The organism is Mycobacterium paraffinicum (assembly GCF_001907675.1).
Taxonomy (GTDB): Bacteria; Actinomycetota; Actinomycetes; order Mycobacteriales; family Mycobacteriaceae; genus Mycobacterium; species Mycobacterium paraffinicum_A.
Genome location: NZ_MPNT01000001.1, coordinates 269,654 through 286,873, shown reverse-complemented (window position 1 = coordinate 286,873; position 17,220 = coordinate 269,654). Strand labels below are relative to the sequence as shown.

Genomic DNA, 17,220 nt, shown 5'->3' with positions numbered 1-17,220 from the left:
GCATTGCGGGGGCGATGGCAAACTTGACCCTCCGTCGGGCGAGCTCAGACGTGTAGCGAAGACAAGCGATTTCGAGACATTCGAGAACACGGTGGAACCCTGCGGCTTCGCTCGCCTATAGGGGGTCAGCAGCTTGACTTATTTATCCGAATTAGGAAAATACAAGGGAGCGGCTAGCGGATGTTCCGACCGGTCAATGGTCACACGGAGTTGTTTCTCCGCTGTCGCCGACGTTCGGTTTGCACTGGAGGAGCGGGTAAGTGACGGACTGGGGCGCGGACCTCGAGGGAGTCCGCACACTCGTCATCGGCGCGTCCTCCGGCATCGGTGAGGCGGTGTCGATCGCGGCGCGTGCCCGCGGCGCTCGGGTGTGTGTGGCTGCTCGGCGCTTCGACCGGCTGGAACGGCTGTCGAAGTCCCTTGGCGGATCGGCCCACGAGCTCGACGTGTCCGACCCCGCAGCGATCGAAAAAGTGCTCAGGGCCGTCGATGCCGACCTTGGCGGGCTCGATGCCCTGATCTACACCAGCGCCGTCGTCCCGTTCGCCCGCATCCAGGAGACGGACTTCGCCACGTGGATGCACGCCTTCGCTGTCAATGCCGTGGGCGCATCTCATGTGATGCGAGCGGCCGCGCCTTACTTCGCCCCCGACGCCGTCGCCCTGGTTACTTCTAGCCACGAGGCCGGACGTCCGCGCGTTGGTGTCGCAGCCTATAACGCGAGCAAGGCCGCCCTCGAGGAAATTTGGCGGTCGTGGGGCGTCGAGCACCCTTCGGTGAATGTGATCCGGGTAAACCTCGGCCCCACAAGCGGGACCGAAATCCTGCGTGGGGCCGACCGGGATGTGCTTGCCGATCTGAACCAGACGTGGACACAGCAAAAAATCACAACGGACTCCGTATCCGATGTCGTTGACGTTGCCAACACCTTGCTGTCACTGATCGCAAATGCTCGGCGCACGCCGTCAGTGCGGACGGAGACGGTCCACATCGTGCCGCGACCAGGCCCGAGTAGCCGGGCATAACCTCGAGATGGGAAAACAACATCCTCAATGGCTTGGAGATCGGATGGCGACACCGTGGCTCGACGTCAATCCCGTGACGGATGTCAAGCCGTCACCGACCAACCCAGAGCTGGTCGGGTGAGGCAATGAGTATTTCGTTGTTATTGGAGATGGCTTCGTCAGCGGATCCTGACCGGACCGCTGTGGTGTCAGATGGGCTGCAGCTGACGGTGACGCAGTTGAGCGATTTGGCCGACGGCGGCGCCGGGGTCATCGCGTCCTCGGGCGCCGAACACGTCGCCTACGTCGGCACTGGTGGGGCAATGCTGCCGCTACTATTGTTCGCCTCGGCACGGGCTGCTGTTCCGCTGACCCCGCTGAACTACCGGCTGTCCGCCGACGGCCTGCGTACCTTGATCGGTCGACTCCCGGAACCGCTGGTGATAGTCGACGACGAGTATCGAGAGATGATCGGCGACGCCGGCAAGCAGGCGCTTTCCTCGGCCGAGTTCCTCGACGCCGCACGCCGCGCCGAACCCGCGGCCGAATTCGCCGATCCGGACGCGGTTGCCGTCGTGCTCTTCACCTCGGGCACCACCTCGGCACCGAAAGCCGTTGAGCTAAAGCACACTAACCTGACCAGCTATATCACCGGCAGCGTGGAGTTCGGCTCAGCCGATCGCGGTGACGCCGCTTTGATCTGCGTTCCGCCGTACCACATCGCCGGCGTCTCGGCGGCACTGTCCAACCTCTACGCGGGCCGGAAGATGGTTTACCTGACCAACTTTGATGCGCACGCCTGGGTGAGGCTGGTGGGCGATGAAGGAGTGACGTCGGCGACTGTCGTGCCGACTATGCTCGATCGAATCGTCGCCGTGCTCGAAGAGTCTTCATCTGATGGGCCGACATTGCCCACCCTTCGGACCCTGGCCTACGGGGGCTCAAAGGTTGCCGCGCCGCTCGTGCGCAAGGCGCTTTCGCTGCTACCCGAGGTCGGGTTCGTCAACGCTTACGGACTCACCGAAACCAGTTCCACCATCGCCGTTCTCACTCCCGAGGACCATCGGGCCGCGCTAGTATCCGATGACCCGGTCGCCGCGCGTCGGCTCGGTTCGGTCGGTCAACCGGTGCCAAGCGTCGAGGTGCAGATCCGCGCTGAGGACGGCACGGTGCTCGGGTCCGGCGAGGTGGGTGAGCTTTTTGTCAGGGGCGAGCAGGTGTCGGGCCGCTACACAGGCGTCGGATCCGTACTGGACGAAGACGGCTGGTTTCCGACCAAGGACGTGGCCTATTTAGACGACGAGGGCTACCTATTCATCGGTGGGCGGTCGGACGACACGATCATCCGAGGCGGAGAGAACATCGCGCCGGCTGAAATCGAGGAGGTCCTGGTCGAGCATCCGCACGTGCACGATTGCGCGGTGGTCGGGGCCGACGATCCTGAGTGGGGTCAGATCATCGTCGCCGTCGTGGTCCCCACCCCGGGCGCCACGCCTGACGCCGAGGATCTGCGCTCCCACGTTCGCCAACAGCTTCGCGGGTCGCGGACTCCGGACAAGGTAGTTTTCCGCGACGAATTGCCCACCAACGCGACCGGCAAGGTGCTGCGCCGCGACCTCGTCACCGAGCTGAATTGCAGTAAGGAGCACGCATGATCAAGAACGGAACTCGTCTTCAGAGTCAGGTATGCGACACCCAGGTCATTGTCGTCCGCAGCGCCGACAGTCTCGACGATCTTCGCGCCGGCGGGGTACCGATGATCCCCATTGGTACGCAGGCTACCGCGGGCGCAACCATCGATCCCGAGTTCGCGGGAGGCACGCTCATGGGTAAGCGCTACACCGACGAGGCCGGGGCCGAGGTGCTTGTTACCAAGGCGGGCAACGGTTCGCTGTCTATCGGGACCACGCCTTTGGTCGTCAAGGAAGCCAAACCGCTACCCGCCAGTGACTGAGAGCGCGCGTCCTAGCCGAACTCTCGCGTCGTCCACGCCGCGCATTCGAACCCCTTGCGGCCGTTAGATCCGCGATGCCGGTCCAAGGGGCTGGGGGGTGTCGGCCGTCAATCGCGTATTCGAATAGCCTGCTTGGGGCAAGCGTGAGCTGCCGCTACTACTTTCGCGCGCAGCGACTCGTCGGGTTCCTCTTGCAGGACCTTCATAGTGTCGTCCGGCTGCATCTCGAACACCTCCGGCGCCTCGGCCATGCACAACGCGTTACTTTCGCAAATTTCCCAATCCACAACGACTTTCACAGCTATGTCACCCTATCTTCACCATGAATCGTGATATCTGAGGCCGCGACCCTCGCCCGTTGCGAGAACGGGAATCCGTATGTCTCACAAGGTGATAGGTACCGAACTCCAGCCGCGGACAGTGCTGGTATGTACCTGTACGGCGGCGGAGATGTCGGCGTCCCAGTCACGGAAACGGCGAACCGTCTCCTGGAGGGCGATTCGACCCTCGAGTCGGGCCAGTGCGGCACCAAGGCAGTAGTGGGCTCCGATCCCCAAAGAGACGTGCTGTTTGGGGTCGCGCGTGATGTCGAATTTGTCCGCGTCGGGGTACTGGCGCTCGTCGCGACCGGCGGATCCCGTTAGCAGCAGCACTTTGGACTCCGCGGGGACCACCGTCCCATGCATTTCCACCTCGTTGAGTGTCCATCGCCCTTGTACGGGTGAGGGCGCCTCGTAGCGCAGCAGCTCTTCGACGGCTCCCGGGATGCGGCTATGGTCCTCGGCCATCAACCTGAGTTGGTCACGATGCTTGGGAAACGTGACCGCAGCCCAACCCAAAAGTCGTGCAACGGTTTCCGTGCCGGCAGTGACGAGCAGACCCCCGAAGTCAGCGGCCTCGTCGTCGGTCAGCTTGCGGGTGACACCCTCCTCGCCAGACAGTTCGGCCTGGGTCAGAGCGGTGAACATGTCGTCCTGAGGATTCTTGCGTCGCTCGTCAAGCGCGTTAAGGATGTAGCTCCTTATCCACAGGCGCGCATTGATGGAGATCTCGTTCATCATCCCGGCCTGCGGGTCGATATGGAAGATCTCATCGATCTTGAGCCTGACCTCTTCGTTCTCGGATTCCGGCACTCCGAGCATTGACGAGATCACCATCGAAGGCAGTTGCTGGGCGAAGTCCCTGACGTAATCGAAGCCAGAGCTTCCGACGTGTGGGTCGAGCAGTTTGCCGCAGATGGCGCGGATCCGGTCCTCCATCGCCGAGGTTCGCTTGGGAGTGAACGCCCGAGAGATCAGGGCCCGCAACGCGGTGTGCGCCGGTGGGTCCATGAAGATGAGGACTTCCATATCACCAAAGTGATTGCCCATGTACTCGAGCACGGTGCCGTGAGAGGACGAAAACGTCTTCGAGTTATGGGATGCCGCCTGAACATCGGCGAAGCGGCTCAGCGCCCAGAAATCGTGCTTGTCGTTGCGATACACGGGAAACTCGTCGCGCAATCGCCGCCAGACCTCGTACGGGTTTTTGTCGAGTTCGGCGTCGTACGGATCCCAGTAAACCTCTTCGACGGGCGCGACCACGTGCACTCTCCTCGTGTCTATTCAATTCGGTGCCCCGTGCTGGCGTCAGATATGCAATGCCGCGCGAGCACCGTACCCCCGTCCCGCTGGCGTGCGTGCCCTGGCGGGGCTAGAAGCTCAAACTTGGGGTTGATGGAGATTATAATAGGTGACTAGAAAAGTCAATGTAGTGCGGGTGGAATCCGCTCGAATGCCTGCCGGTGACGGTATCGACGGGGAGGCCATTAAAGCCCCCGGAGCAGGTGGATTCGCCGACGCCGGCAGTTCTCCCAGGTGAGTGCCCGCCACCCTCGGAGGTCCGGTCGGGTGTACGGCTCCCATCGGGGGTACTCGACAGAGTTCCCGAATTAGTATAGAAAAGAGGCTGTTACTTGGTTTCAGCTCTCGACCTGCGGGCCGGGATGGGGTTGTGAAGTGACCGTGAAGTGACCTTTCGCGCGCGAACCTGTGGCGGCACGGGCGCGGGTGGCGTGTTCGACGCGGCGGATCGCACCGCCAGGAGGCGAATGCTGACGGCTGTCAGCGCCGCTTCCGACGTCGAACGGCCCAGGCGCCTTACGAGCGGACGGCTACCAAACACCTCAAGTGATCTCGGTCCATTTTGGGCCACACACGACAGGAGCTTCCCATGGAAATGAACGACATGATCATGGTCAGCATCGACGATCACTACATCGAGCCGCCCGACATGTACGACAACCACGTGCCCGAGAAATACAAGGATCAGGCGCCCAAGCTCATCCGCAACGAGCACGGCATCGACGAGTGGGTTTTTCAGGGCGACAAAGCCTCGACCCTGCTGGGGCTGGGCGCGACCGTTGGATGGCCCAAGAACGAGTGGGGCTTCAACGCGGGCAGTCTGTCGGAACTGAGGCCGGGATGTTTCGACGTCCACGCGCGGGTGCGGGACATGGACGCCAACGGCATGCTGGCGTCGCTGAACTTCCCGACCATGGCGGGGTTCAATGCGCGGACATTTGCCGAGGCGCCGGACAAGCCGTTGGCGTACATCATGCTGCAGGCATACAACGACTGGGTCGTCGACGAATGGTGTGCTGAGTACCCGGGACGATTCATCCCGCAGGGCGTCGTCCCGATGTGGGACGTGGAACTGGCGGCGGCCGAGGTCCACCGGATGGGCAAAAAGGGCCACAAGGCGATGTCCTTCCTCGAGACCCCGCACAGCAAGGGTTACCCGAGCTTCCTGTCCGGCTACTGGGATCCGATGCTCAAGGCGTTGTGTGACGAGAACATGGTGCTCTGCCTGCACATCGGTGCCGGCTACGACGTCATCCAGACGCCGAAGGAGGCCCCGGTCGACCACATGATGGTGCTCGCCTGCCAGATCAGTGCGATCACGGCGCAGGATCTGCTCTTCGGGCCCACGTTGCGAAACTTCCCGGACTTGAAGGTAGCCCTGTCCGAGGGCGGAATCGGCTGGATCCCGTTCTACATGGACCGGATCGATCGCCACGTCGACAACCAATCCTGGCTCGACCACGGTAATGACTTCAACGGCAAGAAGCCGTCCGATATCTTCCGCGAGCACATTTTGGCGTGCTATATCACCGATCCGGCCGGACTCAGGCTGCGCGATCGAATCGGCATCGACAACATCGCCTGGGAGTGCGACTACCCGCACACCGACACGACGTGGCCCTATTCCCCCGAGCTGGCCTGGGGTGAGTTCATGGATGCCGGCTGCACTCCAGAGGAAATCAACAAGATCACCTTCGAGAACGCGTGCCGGTTCTTCGACTGGGATCCATTCAAATACACGCCGCGTGAGGAGGCCACCGTTGGCGCGCTTCGCGCCAAGGCCACCGACGTCGACGTGAACCGGATGCCGCGCGCCGAGTGGAAGAAGCAAAACGAGGCCGCCGGAATCGGAGTCTGGTGACCCCGACCGGCTTCTGAGGAAGGGAACAAATATGACGAACGTCGTGGCGCCCGAGGCGCCGCAAACCGACGATTCGATCACCTCGATCGGATTCATCTCAGCGGACTCGCACGTCAACGAGCCGCGCGACCTGTGGTCGTCGAATCTGCCCGCTTCGCTGAAGGATCAGGCGATGCACGGGCTCGCGTCCTCGGGCGACGGTGGCTGGAGTCTCATCATGAACGGCCAGCACGCGTTTCAGAAGGACATGCAGGCCGAGGAGGACCGGTTGGCGGTCCTGAAGCCCGAGAAGCGACTCGAAGTCATGCGGGAAGACGGCGTTGCGGGCGAGTGCATCTTTCCGACCATCGCCCTTCAGGTCTGGATGCTGGAGAGCGCCGAGGGTGGTCAGGCCAGTTGCCGCATCTACAACGATTACATCTTCGACCAATTGCACCGGCACTCGCCGCGGTTTTGTTGTGCCGGCATCGTGCCGACGTGGACTCCAGAGATGGCGGTCGCGGAGGTTGAACACATAGCCGAGATCGGGCTGGGTGCGATCATGCTGCCGGCGATGGCCAACCCGATGTGGAATCACCGGCAGTGGGGTCCCATGTGGGATGCGATCGAGCGCACCGGCCTTCCGGTGGCCATGCACCAGGGGACCGGACATCCGATGCGGGCATTCCGCGGGCCCGGTGCGACGGTCGCCAACAACCTCTACATCCAGTCGATGGCCCCCCAGGTCGCCACCCTGCTCGCGACCTCTGGAGTGCTCGCCGACCATCCGGGAATCCACGTGGTGCTGGTGGAGTTCAATGTGGGCTGGATGGCGTGGACCAACGAGACAATGGACAACTCCGACATCGCCTTCCGCCGCTACGACGAATTCGTGTCGTACGGCGGTCAGAAGGGTCAGCCGTCCGTCTATCCCGACCTCGAGCATCCGCCTAGCTACTACGCGAAGCGCCAAGTCCATTCCACGTTCGCCAGAGACACCGTAGGAATCGGCAACATCGCGCTCACCGGCCCGTCGATGCTGATGTTCGGCAACGACTATCCGCACGAAGAGGGAACGTATCCGCACTCGCGCGAGGTCGTCGCCGAGCAGGCCAAGCTCATTGCGGACCCTGCCATCGCACGAAAGGTGTTCCGCGAGAACGCGCTCGAGGTCTTCAACTTCGACCCCGCTGAGGTCACACCACTCGTCTGAGGGCGATGGCACGGCGGTATCTGGGATGACAGGAGGTACACCATGGTCGCGGCACGCGATGCGCAACAGTGGGTGAAGGACGGCGGTCTACACGGAATCGGAGACTCGCTCTTCACGCCGTTCAGCGGTAAAGACGGCGACGACATCGATTGGGATGCCTACCGCGTGCTGATTCGTTATTGCATCGGCGACCTCGGCCACAACATGCTGTGGCTGACCAGCGGGTGTGCCGAATGGTGGGCGTTGACGCTCGATGAGCGCAAGCGACTCCTCGAGGTCGCGGTAGAGGAGGCGCGCGCAATCAATCCCGCTGTGGTGATCCAGGCCTGCACGACCGCCGAATGCGCCAAGGACGTGGCCGAGTTGACGCTGCACGCCCAGGAGAACGGCGCCGACATCGCCTTCATCCAGACGCCGACGATGGAGGTGCACGGCGGCGAGGGGGTAAAGCGCTTCTTCCAATATGTCGCCGATCGAACAGACATCGCCTTGGGCATGTTCAACAGTAATTCGTCCGGTTACGTCATGACGGGTGAGGAGATGGCCGCTGTCCATCACGCCGTTCCCGCCGTGGTGGCCGTCAAGGAGGGCGTAATGGACAGCACGGTGAACACCACGGTGCTGCACGCGCTAGCTCCCGACATCGCCATTTGGGAGTGCGACACGCTGGTCTACGAGGCGGGCTGGTTACAACAGGGCATCGTCTGTTCCGGACAGCTCGGGAACATCGCGTGGCTGTACGAGAGCGCGGACAACAAGTGGTTCAGCGCTTACTGGCAGCTGATCTGGGACGGGAAGCTGGACGAGGCGCGCGCTCACCGCGGCGCAAACGTTGGCGGAATGCCGTTGTCGCCAAAATTTGGCGAGTTCCCAGGCAGGCCTGGGTATCTCACGCATTGGGGTGAAGTGGTGAAGGTTGCGGCGAGCACGATTGGCCTGCCGGTAGGCGACTATCCGTATTCGCGTCCGCCTCAAGCGCGCCTCGGCGAAGCAGGGCGCAAGGAGATCGCTGATCTCTTCGTCGCCGCCGGACTGGAAGGCAAGGCGTTGACTAGTTCTGCCGTGACCGGGGCGCTGGAAAGTGCGTAACGAAATGGTGCGTCGCCGCGAGGATGGTCCGTCATGACAGCGCCTGTGCCACTGGTCGACTATTTGGTGCTCGGTGACGATCCGCATCTGGTAACCCACAAGTGCGCGTCGTGCGGTGCCCAATTCTTCGACCGCCGCAACGCGTGTGCCAGTTGCGGTGGAACAAGATTCGAGATCGCGAGGGTGGCGCAGACCGGCATACTGCGAACGTTCACGATCGTCAATTTCGCCATGCCCGGGATTCCCGTTCCCTTCGTCGCCGGCGTCATCGACTGCGATGGCACAAGCGTGCGGGGAAACGTGATCAACATCGAACCCCACCCCGACCACATCAAGACCGGTATGAAGCTCCGGTTGGCGACGTATTCGATCGGTAAGGACGGGGACGGCGTCGAGGCTGTGGGGTTCGGCTTCGAGCCGATCAACGTCGCGTAACACGTAGTGCTTTCTCTTTCTGAGTCGAAATAAGAGGTATCGATGGCGGCCGACGACATTTACATTCTCGGTATCAACATGACGAAGTTCGGAAAACACCCCACGCTGGATGTCGTTGACTTGGCTTCCGAGGCGACGTTGGGCGCGTTGGCTGACGGGGGTGTATCCATTCGCGACATCGGCGTGATTGCGGCCGGAAACCTGTCGGGCATGGGAACCGGACTCGGCCAGGATGTGCAGAAGCAGGTTGGCCAGACCGGAATACCGGTATTCAACGTGGCGAACGCGTGCGCGACCGGCGCCACTGCGCTGCGGACGGTGATGATGGCGTTGAAGGCCGGGGAGACTGAGATCGGTCTAGCGGTCGGTGCCGAAAAGCTCTCAGGGGCAGGCATGCTCGGTCTCGCCGAGGCGCCCAGTGAAGACCGTTGGGTGCCGAAGGGACGGTTTGGTGCCGTTGCGCCGCTCGACGGCCGAATCGGTACGGCCGCAATGCCAGGCGTTTTCGCACAGGTTGGCCTGGAATACGGCCACCGGTACGGGGAAGTGAGTTTCGAGTTGTTCGCCCGGATATCGGCGAAGAACCACGATCACTCGACGCTCAATCCGCTTGCCGCGTACACGAAGTCGATGACTGTCGAGCAGATCATGGCCGAGCCGATGATGGCATACCCGAATACCCGCGCCATGTGCTCGGCGAACTGCGACGGTGCGGCGGCCGCGGTCCTGGTCAGCGGGGAACGGCTCAAAACGATGTCAGCCGAACAGCGGAAGCGGGCGGTGAAGGTGTCGGCGTCGGTCCTGACGACCGACCCATGGGAGGAGGGCTGCCAAGTCCTGCCCAACATCAACACGCTGACCCGGAACGCCGCGAAGCTGGCCTACGAACAAGCAGGCGTCAGTCCCGAAGATCTCGACCTCGTCGAACTGCACGACTGCTTCGCCACCGCCGAGTTGGTCCACTACGACAACCTGATGCTCTGCCCCGAGGGCGGCGCTGTGGATTTCTTCGAGTCTGGAGCACCAACCAGGGAGGGCAAGACACCGGTCAACGTGTCGGGTGGCCTCGAGTCGAAAGGACACCCGATCGCGGCGACCGGAATCGCGAATGTCTGGGAGATCTGCCACCACCTCCGTGGGGAGGCCGGCCCCAGGCAGATCCCGAATGCGGTCGTCGGTCTGGCTCATGTCATCGGTCTCGGCTCAACATGTGGCGTGCACATCCTGGAGAAATCCGCCGCGTAGCACACGCCTGAATCGCTCGCGGGTGACGAGCGTGCATGGCAACGGCTGCTCTTCCTACGGAGGCCAACGACGTTCGCGATCAACGCTGACCTCGTGAGGCGTTCCAGGGCACGAGGGCGCTCGGTATCGCGCGGGAGTGGCTCAGGGTGACGGCACCTCCTGGTCCGGGCTGATTCTCCAGCTAGCTTGCGTGCAGGAGGAGGACCGCACAGCGATCGCTGAGCCCGTTTGCTCGACGCCGGGGCGTGCCGACCGTTCGTGCTCGTTCACTTCGACGATCGCCCTTGGCAAAAACAACTGCTCAGGAATTATTGAATATCCATTACTAATTTGGTTAGGCTGCTTCCCATGGGTGAAATGCGCATGCTGATCGACGGCAAACTCGTTGAGGCAGAGGGCGGAAGCGTCTTCGACAACATCAATCCGACGACCGAGGAGTCGTTGGGACAAGTTGCCAACGGTTCGGCGTCGGATATGGCGAACGCGGTGGCCGCCGCACGGAACGCCTTCGACAACACCTCCTGGGCGACCGACACGGAACTTCGCAAGCGTTGTCTCGATCAGCTTCAGGCGGCGCTGGAAAGTGAGCAGGAAGAACTTCGACAGGAGCTCGTCGCCGAGGTGGGCGCCCCGATTGCCTTGACCTACGGCCCGCATCTCGACGCGCCGCTCAAGCACGCCATCACCTGGCCACGCGAAATGATCGACAAGTTCGAGTGGTCTCGCTCGTTGGGTCCGGCCGACGCGCTCGGTTGGGGTATGCAAACCGAGCGGGTGGTGTGGAAGGAGCCGAAAGGCGTCGTCGGAGCCATCGTCCCGTGGAACTTTCCCGCCGAGCTGACTCTCACCAAGCTCGGGCCAATCCTGGCCATGGGAAATACGTGCGTACTGAAGCCGGCCCCCGACACCCCGTTCAACGCGACCCGCATCGGTCGACTCATCGCCGAGAAAACCGAGATCCCGCCAGGCGTCGTCAATGTGGTGCCTTCGAGAGACCACGCGGTCGGCGAGGTACTCACCCGGTCGCCCGACGTCGACATGATCGCTTTCACCGGGTCGACCGCTACAGGACGTCGGATCATGGAGGCGGCGGCATCCACCATCAAAGACGTGTTCCTCGAGCTGGGTGGTAAGTCGGCACTCGTCGTGCTCGATGACGCGCCGCTCGAGGAGGTATTGGCCACCGCGGCAATGGCGTGCATCCACGGCGGTCAGGCGTGCGCACAGGCTTCTCGATTGCTGGTGCCCCGCAACAAGTACGACGAAGCGGTCGAGATCTGCAAGACCAGTTTCGAGAACTGGAAGTACGGTGATCCCAGCGTATTCGAGAACATGCAGGGGCCGCAGATCAATCAGACCCAGCAACAGCGAATCATCGGCTTGTTCGACAGCGCGCGAGAGCAGGGGGCTACCACCGTGTTCGGCGGGGGAATCCCGGCGCACCTCGAGAAAGGCTTCTTCGTTGAGCCGACGCTGTTCGCCAATGTGACCAACGATATGCGCATTGCGCAGGAGGAGGTCTTCGGCCCGGTGCTGTGTGTGATCGCTCATGACGGTGACGACGACGCCGTTCGCATCGCCAACGACAGCACTTACGGCCTCTCCGGCGGCATCCATTCGGGCGATCTCGACCGGGCGCTTGCGGTCGCCCGCAGAATTCGGACCGGCACCCTGAGTGTCAATGGTGGAATCTGGTACGGCGCGGACGCGCCGTTTGGCGGATACAAGAGTTCGGGTATCGGCCGCCAGTGCGGAATCGAGGGGCTCGAAATCTTCACGGAGACAAAGCTTGTGGGGTGGCCCGTCTGACGACGGCGGGTGTCTGAGATGGGTCAATCGGGGTGCGGCCGCGGTCGAGGCCGATGCGCCCGCGGGCCGAAATGCACCGTAGTTGTCGTAATGGGGCCGCGCGCCATGCCGCGCTTGTCGTGATGTGAAGAATGTCTGACATGTCCAGCAACGCGGCCGGGGTCGAACCGATCAAAATCGGTTTCCTGACCGACTACATCGCAGGCAGCGCGGCGATCGACGACAAGACGATCTATACCCAGCCGATGGAGTTGGTGTTCGGCAAAGGCTTTGAGTCAGGGGTCATTCACCGGCCAATCGAGCTAGTGTCCAGGACGGTTCAGGGTCTCCCGAGGGGCAACGTGAGGGCGGTGATCGACGCGTTCGGCGAGCTCGTCGACGAAGGGTGCCTGGCCGTCATCGGCCCGGGCATCAGCGACAACGCCATACCTCTCCGTCCTGAGATCGAACGCCGGTTCCGCGTGCCGGCCATCAGCGTATGCGGTTCGGAGGAGTGGCTCGGCAAGTGGACCTTCGTGCTGCCGAACGGTTCGATGACCGACGAGCCGATCTTCTGGGCGCAGATGTTGAAGAAGCACGGCCATTCGACTGTCGGACTGCTGATCGAGCAGGCGTACATCGGCTTCAACTACGCGGACAACTTCCGTCGCGCTGCCAGCGCTGAGGGCATCACGATCCTGGCCGAGGAAACCGTATCGCAGACGGGCCAGGATGTATCGGAGGTGATCGCACGGATCCATCGCACCGGAGCGGAAGCGCTTGTTCACTGCGGATTTGGACTCGGCCATGCTGGGATCAACGCTGCTCTGGACGAATTGGGCTGGGACCCACCTAGGTACATCGGCACTGCATTCGAGACTGCGTTCAACGAGCACCTGTGGGACGCAACCAGAGGCTGGATCGGACTCGAGCAGTACGACGAGGGCAATCAGGTCGCTCAACAGTTCCTCGATGATTACGAGACTGCGTACGGCCATCGGCCCGCGTTCTACGCTCCGTTGCTCTTTCGTGACTTGGCAACCGTTGTCCTGCACGGATTAGCCGGGGCGAAACCGCTGTCGCCGCGGGGTGTGCGGGAATCCCTCGAACAATTGAAGATGCTGCCTGCGGCGTGCGGCTCGGCCGGCACCCGCATCTCTTTCGGGCGATTCATGCACCGTGGCTGGGTCGGTTCCCGATATCTGGTCGCGCGGAAGCTGGACGCGGACGGAAAGGAGCTCGGGCAGTACTGGAAGTCGACGCTGGTCGACCGCTTCGGTGACGAATGATTATCTCCTGACATCGATTTCCGGTCAGGATTCTCGCAGTTGCGTCTCAAGCGGAATTAAGGATGGTGCCGAATGGACGGCAAGAAACAAAGAATCCTCCTGGTGTGGATGTGGGCGTTCTCGTCCGTGCAAGGTGCGGCGCTCATCTCCCTGACACGGGTTTTTCCACCGCCTAGCGCGACTTGGACGGCCGAGCGGGTCGCGCAGTGGTATCAGGGGCACAGCACCGCAATCTTGGTAGCAGCGATGTTGCTCGCCTGGACGAGTGCGCCATTGGTTCAATTCTCCGTCGTATTGTGGCACCAGGCGCGCCGCGTCGAGATCGGTGCGAAGATCTGGTCGACGCTGATCTTGATCGGCGTCGCGCTCACATCAGTGTTCATCGCCATACTTGGAATGTGTTTCGGGACAGCCGCATACAGCCCTTACCGGGCGCCAGAGATCACCGAAATCATGCATCAGTTCGGGGTCTTGTTCATGGTCACAACGGAGCAGTTCTTCATCGCGGGGTGGGTGGGGGTGGCCCTGGTGTGCTTCACCACACCGGACCGACCGGATAATCCGTTTCCCCGGTGGTGGGGCTGGGCGACGGTGTGGGCGATCCTTCTGTTCGAGCCGGGAGCAGTTGCCTTCCTTTTCAAGACCGGGCCGCTCTCGATCAACGGCGTCTTCGCCTTCTGGATCCCGGCCATCGGGTTTGCACTGTGGACGGTGGGTCAGACCGTCCTGATCTGGCGCGCGTTACGGATTCAAGACCGGATCGATGATCCGGGCGGCGAAGCGATTGCCGCCGACGCCGCCGGCGACCACATGCCAGCCGAAGCCGGTACCCGATGACGACAGCTCAGACCGAGGTCCCCGCGACGGCGGATGTGCGGCGCGGCCGGGTACCGGGGGAGCCGGGCGTCTGGATCATGATCCTGGGTGATCTGATCGTCTTTGGCGTCTTGTTCGTGCTGTTCATGAGCCAACGCGGCAGCGATCCCGACCTGTTCAATCGGTCGCAGCTAACGCTCCATCGAGCATTCGGCGGTGTCAACACACTTGTGCTCGTCACCAGCTCGTTGTTGGTGGTCCTGGCTGTCGGGGCTATTCGGGCCGGAGAGAGAGTCGCACGCCTGCTACTTTGTGGGGCTCTCGCGTGTGCCGGGATCTTCTTAGTCAACAAGGGGATTGAATGGACGGCGTTGATCGCCGATGGAAACGGGCTGTCGTCGAACAGCTATTTCACGTACTTCTTCGTCATGACGGGATTGCACGCCGCCCACGTCATATTCGGGGCGGCCCTGCTGATCGCGATGGTGGTGCTGTCCGGCAAAGATCGGCTCAGCGAAACTCCCATCGGGTTGATCGAATCATTCGGCTGCTATTGGCATCTCATCGACATACTTTGGCTCATCATCTTCCCGCTCCTTTATTTGGTGCACTGAGATGACGGGACTATTCGCCGAGCGCACTGCGAAGCGCAGTGTTGTCGTATGGGCCGCACTCGTCGTCGCAACGCTGATTTCGTGGAGCGTGGGGATCGACCACGGAATCGACTATCGAATCTCAACAGTCCTCGTCCTGCTCGTGACCCTGGTCAAGGTGTACCTCGTCGGGATGAACTTCATGGAACTTCGGGAGGCTCCCTCGTGGTTGCGGGTAAGCTTTAACGCAATATGTATAGGCATCTGCACCGCTTTGGCCGCAATCTACCTGGCGGCCGGATGACGCACACCGGACGACCATTGCGCTTTGCCTAGCTGGAGTCGTCGGGTATATCGCCGTCGCAGCGGTCAACGCGATGTCAGGACGCCGCCGGCGGGAGAGCACCACCCGTCATAGCCACGGTGTGCGCTATCTCATCGAAGATATTCTCCGGCTGTAGCAGGCCGGACGTATCGCTGATCTCGGCAAGGTGGGATTCGACATCCTCAGCGGTGAATTGCCCTGTAGGACTGAGCCAGCCGTTCGTTACCCCAATGTGCAGCTGCGCGACCCTTCCCCGAAAAGCACTGAGGACGGTGCGCGTCGCCGTGCAGCGCGCACTGGCCAGGTATGCGACAACGGGCGCGACCTGATCGATCCGCAGAGAGTCCAGAAACTCGCGGGCCTCTGGCGCCTCTATTGCCTCACCGAATAGGGCGGCGGCCATGCGAGTCGCGGCCATCGGCATGATGGCGTTCGCGGTGATGCCGAATTCTGCTCCCTCGATGGCGGCGACGTTCATCATGCCGAGCATCCCAGTCTTCGCGGTCGCGTAGCCGAGCAGGCCGGGTTGCCCGAAGACACCGGCCGCTGATGCGACAAAGACCAGCCGTCCGTATCTGGCCTCTTTCATGACAGCGAAGCCCGGTCTGACGACGTGGAAAGCGGCCAACAGATGGTTGGTCAAGGCCGAGGTGAATGATTGAGTCGAGTATTCGGAGAACGGCGCCGAATTGATGTTGCCGGCGTTCGCGATGATGATGTCCAGTTTGCCGAACTCGCTCAACGCGAGTTCGACCGCTTCGGCGCCGCCAGACTCGGTGCTCGCGTCGGTGGTGCAAGGGACCGCTTGACCACCCGCGGCAACAATCGCCTTGGCGACGGTGTTCGCCGGCCCGGGATCGAATCCGTTGCCCGCGGGATCGGACCCGTTGTCATGGACGACCACCTGCGCGCCTCGACGAGCCAGTTCGAGAGCATAACCTTCGCCCAGACCTCGACCGCCGCCGGTCACTATCGCCACCTGGCCGTCGAGCGTTATGCCTTCGCTCACTTGGCACTCCTCCCTGTCGGTTCCCGGTTCGCCGCGGCCCGGCAGGCCGCGCGGGCGCAAAAGGTCTGGCTCCCAAGGTATTCGGACGCGGACTGGCAGTCCCCGGCTGCTCGCCGACGGGGCTTAGGGCACTCCACCAGGTCGGGTGCGACGGTGTTGAAGAGGTCACCCATGTGCAAGCCTAGTCGTGGTGAAGGCGATTTACGTCGCGGCGGCAGGCTGCACGCGAGCGACAACGCTGAGGTGCGGAATGAAGCAGCTGTTACCGCAGCGAACGACGGATTCCACCACGCCGGTGAGATGCTCGACATCGACGAGCCCGCCGTTGAGATGGCCGTCCTGTATCCAGGATTGAATTGCTTGCTCGAGAACAGCTGGATCCCAGTTCTTGTTGATCTCGGTTGTCGAGTCACCCTCTCCGCCGGGGCAGTCACCGATTGCAATGCTGGTGAATCCAACTTCGGGGTGTTCGACCCGCCACGCCACCACGAGCTTCTCGAGTGCGGCTTTGCTCACCGCGTATGCGCCGAGTAACGGCCAGGGGGTGTCGTACGCCGCGGTGAGTGAAGAGAGGTAAACCGCCGAGCCGCTGCTACGACCAAGGTGCTCAAGCATCGCAGCGGTGACCAGCGACGCACCGGTTACGTTGGTGGCGAACAACGATGCCCATTGCTCTGCGGTAGTTTCCGCCAGCGGAGTCAGGACCCCCATGCCGGTGCTGTAGACGAGTGTGTCCAAACCACCGAACTCGGCAAGCACCTCGTCGGTAGCGGTTTGGCATGAGTCGGGATCGGTGACGTCACACACCACGGCGATCGCGCCGTTGCCAGCCTCGTGCGCCGCCTTGGTCAGACGTTCGCGGCGACGTGCCAGCAGAGCAACCCGATGGCCGCGCTTGCCCAAGTCGATCGCGATGCTGCGGCCCAGCCCACTCGAGGCGCCGACCACCGCGATGCGCTTTTGCTCGGAAGTCATAGCGAATGCTCCGTTGTTCGGTG

The 17,220-nt window shown here is 62.3% G+C and carries 17 protein-coding genes; 13 read left to right on the top strand and 4 right to left on the bottom strand.

Annotation, left to right across the window (positions count from 1 at the left end; translation table 11 throughout):
* Nucleotides 1-260: 260 nt before the first annotated feature.
* The 3 genes from BRW65_RS01355 to BRW65_RS01345 all read left to right on the top strand — a co-directional run bounded on the left by BRW65_RS01355 (nucleotide 261) and on the right by BRW65_RS01345 (nucleotide 2,958).
* Complete coding sequence (locus tag BRW65_RS01355) at nucleotides 261-1,025, top strand: SDR family oxidoreductase (RefSeq protein ID WP_073870328.1); 765 nt, start codon at nucleotides 261-263, stop codon at nucleotides 1,023-1,025.
* A 125-nt stretch (nucleotides 1,026-1,150) separates the two neighbouring features.
* Nucleotides 1,151-2,659 carry a class I adenylate-forming enzyme family protein gene (locus tag BRW65_RS01350; RefSeq protein WP_073870326.1) on the top strand — a complete coding sequence of 503 codons (1,509 nt, stop codon included), beginning with the start codon at nucleotides 1,151-1,153 and terminating at the stop codon, nucleotides 2,657-2,659.
* Complete coding sequence (locus BRW65_RS01345; protein ID WP_073870323.1) at nucleotides 2,656-2,958, top strand: hypothetical protein; 303 nt, start codon at nucleotides 2,656-2,658, stop codon at nucleotides 2,956-2,958. Before BRW65_RS01350 ends, BRW65_RS01345 begins: the two co-directional genes overlap by 4 nt.
* Nucleotides 2,959-3,065: 107 nt before the next feature.
* Here the strand turns inward: BRW65_RS01345 and BRW65_RS01340 are convergent, their stop codons facing one another.
* Entirely contained in the window at nucleotides 3,066-3,257 is a 192-nt protein-coding gene (locus tag BRW65_RS01340; protein ID WP_073870320.1) for a ferredoxin, read from the bottom strand.
* A gap of 84 nt (nucleotides 3,258-3,341) precedes the next feature.
* A complete protein-coding gene (locus tag BRW65_RS01335; RefSeq protein WP_073870318.1) occupies nucleotides 3,342-4,541 on the bottom strand; it encodes a cytochrome P450 in 1,200 nt (399 codons plus the stop codon).
* 628 nt (nucleotides 4,542-5,169) lie between these two features.
* Between BRW65_RS01335 and BRW65_RS01330 the strand changes: the two genes are divergently transcribed.
* The 10 genes from BRW65_RS01330 to BRW65_RS01285 all read left to right on the top strand — a co-directional run bounded on the left by BRW65_RS01330 (nucleotide 5,170) and on the right by BRW65_RS01285 (nucleotide 15,192).
* Nucleotides 5,170-6,441 carry an amidohydrolase family protein gene (locus BRW65_RS01330; RefSeq protein WP_073870315.1) on the top strand — a complete coding sequence of 424 codons (1,272 nt, stop codon included), beginning with the start codon at nucleotides 5,170-5,172 and terminating at the stop codon, nucleotides 6,439-6,441.
* A 31-nt stretch (nucleotides 6,442-6,472) separates the two neighbouring features.
* Nucleotides 6,473-7,633: an amidohydrolase family protein gene (locus BRW65_RS01325; protein ID WP_073870312.1), complete on the top strand. Its 1,161-nt coding sequence runs from the start codon at nucleotides 6,473-6,475 to the stop codon at nucleotides 7,631-7,633.
* A 42-nt stretch (nucleotides 7,634-7,675) separates the two neighbouring features.
* Nucleotides 7,676-8,722 (top strand): dihydrodipicolinate synthase family protein, encoded by a 1,047-nt coding sequence (locus BRW65_RS01320; RefSeq protein WP_073870310.1) that lies wholly within the window; start codon nucleotides 7,676-7,678, stop codon nucleotides 8,720-8,722.
* A 33-nt stretch (nucleotides 8,723-8,755) separates the two neighbouring features.
* The gene (locus BRW65_RS01315; protein WP_073870307.1) at nucleotides 8,756-9,157 is read left to right on the top strand and encodes a Zn-ribbon domain-containing OB-fold protein; all 402 of its coding nucleotides are present in this window, start codon (nucleotides 8,756-8,758) and stop codon (nucleotides 9,155-9,157) included.
* A gap of 42 nt (nucleotides 9,158-9,199) precedes the next feature.
* Nucleotides 9,200-10,402, top strand: coding sequence for a thiolase family protein (locus tag BRW65_RS01310; RefSeq protein ID WP_073870304.1), 1,203 nt, complete (start codon nucleotides 9,200-9,202; stop codon nucleotides 10,400-10,402).
* Nucleotides 10,403-10,765: 363 nt separating this feature from the next.
* A complete protein-coding gene (locus BRW65_RS01305) occupies nucleotides 10,766-12,211 on the top strand; it encodes an aldehyde dehydrogenase family protein (RefSeq protein ID WP_073870956.1) in 1,446 nt (481 codons plus the stop codon).
* Nucleotides 12,212-12,351: 140 nt separating this feature from the next.
* The gene (locus BRW65_RS01300) at nucleotides 12,352-13,479 is read left to right on the top strand and encodes an ABC transporter substrate-binding protein (protein WP_073870301.1); all 1,128 of its coding nucleotides are present in this window, start codon (nucleotides 12,352-12,354) and stop codon (nucleotides 13,477-13,479) included.
* A gap of 72 nt (nucleotides 13,480-13,551) precedes the next feature.
* Nucleotides 13,552-14,316, top strand: coding sequence for a hypothetical protein (locus BRW65_RS01295; RefSeq protein WP_073870298.1), 765 nt, complete (start codon nucleotides 13,552-13,554; stop codon nucleotides 14,314-14,316).
* A 77-nt stretch (nucleotides 14,317-14,393) separates the two neighbouring features.
* A complete protein-coding gene (locus BRW65_RS01290; RefSeq protein ID WP_244167948.1) occupies nucleotides 14,394-14,909 on the top strand; it encodes a cytochrome c oxidase subunit 3 in 516 nt (171 codons plus the stop codon).
* Between the two features lies 1 nt (nucleotide 14,910).
* The gene (locus BRW65_RS01285; RefSeq protein ID WP_073870293.1) at nucleotides 14,911-15,192 is read left to right on the top strand and encodes a cytochrome C oxidase subunit IV family protein; all 282 of its coding nucleotides are present in this window, start codon (nucleotides 14,911-14,913) and stop codon (nucleotides 15,190-15,192) included.
* A 76-nt stretch (nucleotides 15,193-15,268) separates the two neighbouring features.
* Here the strand turns inward: BRW65_RS01285 and BRW65_RS01280 are convergent, their stop codons facing one another.
* Nucleotides 15,269-16,222 (bottom strand): SDR family NAD(P)-dependent oxidoreductase, encoded by a 954-nt coding sequence (locus BRW65_RS01280; RefSeq protein ID WP_167373974.1) that lies wholly within the window; start codon nucleotides 16,220-16,222, stop codon nucleotides 15,269-15,271.
* Nucleotides 16,223-16,423: 201 nt separating this feature from the next.
* Nucleotides 16,424-17,197 (bottom strand): SDR family oxidoreductase, encoded by a 774-nt coding sequence (locus BRW65_RS01275; protein WP_073870290.1) that lies wholly within the window; start codon nucleotides 17,195-17,197, stop codon nucleotides 16,424-16,426.
* Between the last annotated feature and the right edge of the window lie 23 nt (nucleotides 17,198-17,220).

Excerpts from the sequence above, each read along its gene's own strand:
- BRW65_RS01330 (WP_073870315.1), top strand. The coding sequence starts at position 5,170 with ATGGAAATGAACGACATGATCATGGTCAGCATCGACGATCACTACATC.
- BRW65_RS01300 (WP_073870301.1), top strand. The coding sequence starts at position 12,352 with ATGTCCAGCAACGCGGCCGGGGTCGAACCGATCAAAATCGGTTTCCTG.
- BRW65_RS01290 (WP_244167948.1), top strand. The coding sequence starts at position 14,394 with ATGATCCTGGGTGATCTGATCGTCTTTGGCGTCTTGTTCGTGCTGTTC.
- BRW65_RS01275 (WP_073870290.1), bottom strand. The coding sequence starts at position 17,197 with ATGACTTCCGAGCAAAAGCGCATCGCGGTGGTCGGCGCCTCGAGTGGG.
- BRW65_RS01350 (WP_073870326.1), top strand. The coding sequence starts at position 1,151 with ATGAGTATTTCGTTGTTATTGGAGATGGCTTCGTCAGCGGATCCTGAC.
- BRW65_RS01305 (WP_073870956.1), top strand. The coding sequence starts at position 10,766 with ATGCTGATCGACGGCAAACTCGTTGAGGCAGAGGGCGGAAGCGTCTTC.
- BRW65_RS01320 (WP_073870310.1), top strand. The coding sequence starts at position 7,676 with ATGGTCGCGGCACGCGATGCGCAACAGTGGGTGAAGGACGGCGGTCTA.
- BRW65_RS01285 (WP_073870293.1), top strand. The coding sequence starts at position 14,911 with ATGACGGGACTATTCGCCGAGCGCACTGCGAAGCGCAGTGTTGTCGTA.
- BRW65_RS01295 (WP_073870298.1), top strand. The coding sequence starts at position 13,552 with ATGGACGGCAAGAAACAAAGAATCCTCCTGGTGTGGATGTGGGCGTTC.
- BRW65_RS01315 (WP_073870307.1), top strand. The coding sequence starts at position 8,756 with ATGACAGCGCCTGTGCCACTGGTCGACTATTTGGTGCTCGGTGACGAT.
- BRW65_RS01345 (WP_073870323.1), top strand. The coding sequence starts at position 2,656 with ATGATCAAGAACGGAACTCGTCTTCAGAGTCAGGTATGCGACACCCAG.
- BRW65_RS01325 (WP_073870312.1), top strand. The coding sequence starts at position 6,473 with ATGACGAACGTCGTGGCGCCCGAGGCGCCGCAAACCGACGATTCGATC.
- BRW65_RS01310 (WP_073870304.1), top strand. The coding sequence starts at position 9,200 with ATGGCGGCCGACGACATTTACATTCTCGGTATCAACATGACGAAGTTC.